Below are 4,790 nucleotides of genomic sequence, written 5' to 3'. Positions count from 1 at the left end.
GCAGATCGTCACCCGGCAGGCGGAGGGGCCGGCCACCGATCCGACCGCCAAGGGCGACCGCATCCGCCCCATCGCCCGGACCCGCTCCGAGCTCGAGATCGTCGAGGCCTCGATCCGGGAGAACGTCAACGGCCGCGACATGATCCGCAAGCAGCCGTTCGAGCGCATCCGCGCCACGCTGGCGACGGCGGCCACGGCGCTGTCCGACGACGTGCCGCCCTATGATCCCGTCGCCATTCTCGACGCCAACGAGCCCATCGTCACCGCCGCCGACGACGGCGTCGCCAACCCCAGCATCTACGGCGCCGAGGTCGAGGGCGAAGTCTCGATCAAGCTCGCCGCCCTGCCCATCTCGCTGGTGCCGCCGCGCGCCATTTCCGACCGCACGGCGGCCGAGTTCGTGCGCCTCACGGTGGAAAACCTGTTCGGCGACGGCGGCGGCGAGATGCTCGCCTACGCCGCGCCCGGCGGCTCGGTGGTCGACCTCGGCCAGGCCGACTCGGGCGACGGCCTCGCCGCCGGCATAGCCGAGAACGTCACCGTCCTGCCCAAGACCACATCGGCCCAGGATGCCGGCCTCGGTCGTGCCGAGCGCATCCTCGCCATTCGCGAGGCCGGCCCGCTCGCCGACACGCTGCTCAAGAACGGCTTCACCCAGCAGATGGTGGACATGGTCAGCACGACGCTGAAGAACGTGCTGCCTTCGACCAACATGCCCAGGGGCGTGCGCCTGCGCATCCTGTTCGGGCCGTCGCGCCAGGCCGACAGCCTCATCCCCTACCGCATGAGCATCTATTTCCCCGATCGCTCGGGCGCCCCCAGGCACGCGGCCACCGTCGCGCTCACCGACCGCGGCAACTATGTGCTCGGCCTCGCCCCCACCGAGATCGAATTCCCCGAGGAGGACACCGAGGAGATCAACGTCGCCAACCTGCCCTCGGTCTACCGCTCGATCTGGGAAACCGCGCGCAAGCACGACGTCGACGACGAGACCACAAGGCGCATCGTCGCCATGTTCGCCTACGATGTCGACCTGACCAAGAAGATCAGCGCCGGCGACAGCATCGAGATCCTGCAGACCAAGGCCAATGCCGAGGGCCGCAAGGAACTGCTCTATGTCAGCCTCAAGCTCGGCAGCACGGTGCGCGAACTGTTCCGTTTCCGCACCAAGGACGGCACCACCGAGTTCTACGACCCCTCCGGCGAGACCGGCAAGCGCTTCCTCACCCGTCGCCCGCTCAAGGGCGGCGGCAATTTGCGCTCGCGCTTCGGCCTGCGCGTGCACCCGATCTTCAAGAGCCGCCGCATGCACACCGGCATCGACCTCGCCGCGCCGACCGGCACGCCGATCTACGCCTCCGGCGACGGCCTCATCGAACGTGCCGGCTGGGTGTCGGGCTACGGCAAGAAGGTCGAGATCCGGCACGTCAACGGCTTCGAGACCGGCTACGGCCATATGAGCCGCATTGCCGACGGCATGACCCCGGGCGCGCGCGTGCGCCAGGGCCAGATCATCGGCTATGTCGGCTCGACCGGCAATTCCACCGGCCCGCACCTGCATTTCGAGATCAAGGTCAACGGCCGCGTGGTCGACCCGCTGAGCGTCAAGCTGCCGCGCGACAAGTCGCTGCCGGCCCAGTACGAGCAGCCCTTCCAGCAGACCATCGCCCAGATCCGCGACCTCATGCAGCGCGAGGCGGCCCCGATCACCGTCGCCGCGGTGAACTAGCCACACGGGCGGCGCCGGGCAAACGGCAAGGGCCGGTCGCGTGACCGGCCCTTGCCTCGATTCAACCGGCCAATGACTAGGCGGCGTCGGCCGTCGTGCCGGCGGTGGGGCGCAGGGCGAGGCCCTCCTCGCCTGCATCGACGAGCACCGTCATGCCGTCGGTGATGCGCCCGCCCAGGATCTCCTCGGCCAGCCGGTCCTGCACCTCGCGCTGGATGACGCGCTTGAGGGGCCGGGCGCCATAGGCCGGATCGTAGCCCTCGGTCGCCAGCCACTCGCGCGCTTCCGGGGTGAGCGTCAGGGTGATGTCGCGCTCCTTGAGCAGCTTCTGCAGCCGCCCGAACTGGATGTCGACGATGGCGCCCATGTGGCCGCGCTCGAGGCGGTGGAACAGCAGGATCTCGTCGACGCGGTTGAGGAATTCAGGCCGGAAGGCCGCCTTGACCGCATCGAGCACCTTGCCGCGCACCAGCTCCACCGATTCGCCGTCGCGCAACTGGCTCAGGTACTCCGAGCCGAGATTGGAGGTCATGATGATGACGGTGTTGCGGAAATCGACCGTCCGGCCCTGCCCGTCGGTAAGCCGGCCGTCGTCGAGCACCTGCAGCAGGACGTTGAACACGTCCGGGTGCGCCTTCTCGATCTCGTCGAACAGCACCACCTGGTAAGGCCGGCGCCGCACCGCCTCGGTGAGCGCGCCACCCTCCTCGTAGCCGACATAGCCCGGCGGCGCCCCGATCAGGCGGGCGACGGAGTGCTTTTCCATGTACTCGCTCATATCGAGCCGCACCATCGCCGTCTCGTCGTCGAACAGGAACTGCGCCAGCGCCTTGGTGAGCTCGGTCTTGCCCACGCCGGTGGGGCCGAGGAACATGAACGAGCCAATCGGCCGGTTCGGGTCCTGCAGTCCGGCGCGGGCCCGCCGGACGGCCTTGGACACGGCCGCCACGGCTTCCTGCTGGCCGATCACCCGGGTGCCCAGGGTCTCCTCCATGCGCATCAGCTTTTCGCGCTCGCCCTCGAGCATGCGGTCGACCGGGATGCCGGTCCAACGGCTGACCACCTGGGCGATATGGGTGGGCTGCACCACCTCCTCGACCATCGGGTTCTCCGGCTGGCCCTCGCCGCCATCGGCGGATTTGAGCTTCTTTTCGAGCTCGGGGATGACGCCGTAGGCCAACTCACCGGCGCGCGCCAGATTGCCCTCGCGCTGCGCCAGCTCGAGTTCGGTGCGGGCCTTGTCCAGTTCCTCCTTGAGCTTCTGGCTGCCCGAGAGGCGCTCCTTTTCGGCCAGCCAGCGCTGCGACAGAGCCTGCGCCTCGTCCTCGAGGTCGGCCAGTTCGTTCTCGAGCTTGTCGAGCCGGGTCTTGGAGGCCTCGTCCGTCTCCTTCTTCAGCGCCTCGCGCTCGATCTTCAGCTGCATGATGCGCCGGTCGAGCTCGTCCAGCGCCTCGGGCTTGGAATCGACCGCCATGCGCAGCCGCGCCGCCGCCTCGTCCATGAGGTCGATGGCCTTGTCGGGCAGGAAGCGGTCGGTGATGTAGCGGTTGGAGAGCGTCGCCGCCGACACCAGCGCCGAGTCCGAAATCCGGATGCCGTGATGCAGCTCGTATTTTTCCTTGAGGCCGCGCAGGATCGAGATGGTGTCCTCGACCGTCGGCTCGTCGACGAAGACCGGCTGGAAGCGCCGGGCCAGGGCCGCGTCCTTTTCGACGTGCTTGCGGTATTCGTCGAGCGTGGTGGCGCCGACGCAATGCAGGGCGCCGCGCGCCAGCGCCGGCTTCAACAGGTTGGAGGCGTCCATGGCGCCGTCCGCCTTGCCGGCGCCGACCAGCGTGTGCATCTCGTCGATGAACAGGATGATCTTGCCCTCGGCGGCGTCGATCTCGTTGAGCACGGCCTTGAGCCGCTCCTCGAACTCGCCGCGATACTTGGCCCCGGCGATGAGCGCCCCCATGTCGAGCGCCATCAGCGACTTGCCCTTGAGGCTTTCCGGCACGTCGCCGTTGACGATGCGCAGCGCCAGCCCTTCGGCGATGGCGGTCTTGCCGACGCCGGGCTCGCCGATGAGGACGGGGTTGTTCTTGGTGCGCCGGCTCAGCACCTGAATGGTGCGCCGGATCTCCTCGTCGCGGCCGATGACGGGGTCGAGCTTGCCCTCGCGGGCGATGGCGGTGAGGTCGCGGGCGTATTTCTTGAGCGCGTCGTAGGCGTTCTCGGCCGAGGCCGAATCGGCGGTGCGCCCCTTGCGGATTTCGTTGATGGCCTCGTTGAGGCCCTGCGGCGTCACCCCGGCCGCGGCCAGGATCCTGCCGGCGTCGATGTCCTTCTCGATGGCGAGCGCGAGCAGCAGCCGCTCGACCGTCACGAAGCTGTCGCCGGCCTTCTGCGCCGCCGATTCGGCGGTCTCGAACACGCGCGCCAGCTCGCGGCTGAGATAGAGCTGCGAGCCGTCGCCGGAGACGGACGGCAGTTTCTTGAGCCCCGCCTCCGTCTCGGCCAGCGCCACCTTGGCGTTGCCGCCCGTGCGGGCGATGAGGCCGGCCGCCATGCCCTCTTCGTCGTCGAGCAGCACCTTGAGCAGGTGCAGCGGCGTGAACTGCTGGTGACCGCGCCCCAGCGCCAGGGTCTGGGCGCCCTGAATGAAGCCGCGGGCCCGCTCGGTGTATTTCTCGATGTTCATTCGGCAATCCTTTGTGTTGCACGCCGGCCCCGCCCGTCACGGCACGGTCCCGTCGCCCCCGGATGTTGACGTCCAGCCTGACGCCCGGCCCCTGCCGTCCGCCTTGCCGCAGATCAAGGAAAGGCGCCCGCCCGGCGGCGCTGCCCTTCCGCCCCAGATATAGGCGCCGCCGTGCAAACGAAAAGGCCGGACCCACGGCCCGGCCTTCGAAACTCGTCGCTCCAGCGCCCGCCTATTCGGCCGCCGTCGGTGACGGGCCGGCGGTGAGGAATGCCGGCAACTCCCCGACATCCGGTTGCGGCGCGTTGGGATCGCTGACATCGGGCGCGCCTTCGCCGCCGCTGCGCGGCCGGCGCCGCGGCCGGCGGTCGCGATGCC

The 4,790-nt window shown here is 69.1% G+C and carries 2 protein-coding genes; one reads left to right on the top strand and one right to left on the bottom strand.

Translation table 11 applies throughout. The features are described 5' to 3' along the window. Positions 1-1,729, top strand: a 1,729-nt coding sequence (locus tag VGD93_RS02185; protein WP_395008737.1) for a M23 family metallopeptidase, incomplete at its 5' end; no start/stop codon positions are given. A gap of 76 nt (positions 1,730-1,805) precedes the next feature. Here VGD93_RS02185 and clpB read toward each other — a convergent pair. After that, entirely contained in the window at positions 1,806-4,412 is a 2,607-nt protein-coding gene (gene clpB, locus VGD93_RS02180; RefSeq protein WP_395008735.1) for an ATP-dependent chaperone ClpB, read from the bottom strand. Positions 4,413-4,790: the final 378 nt, after the last annotated feature.

Source organism: Devosia sp. (assembly GCF_036406155.1).
In the GTDB taxonomy this organism is placed as follows: domain Bacteria; phylum Pseudomonadota; class Alphaproteobacteria; order Rhizobiales; family Devosiaceae; genus Devosia_A.
The sequence above is the reverse complement of the archived record's forward strand: the minus strand, read 5'-3'. Positions and strand labels throughout refer to the sequence as shown.

What these genes read in the sequence shown, in the direction of transcription:
- clpB (WP_395008735.1), bottom strand. Translation starts at nt 4,412, where the DNA reads ATGAACATCGAGAAATACACCGAGCGGGCCCGCGGCTTCATTCAGGGC.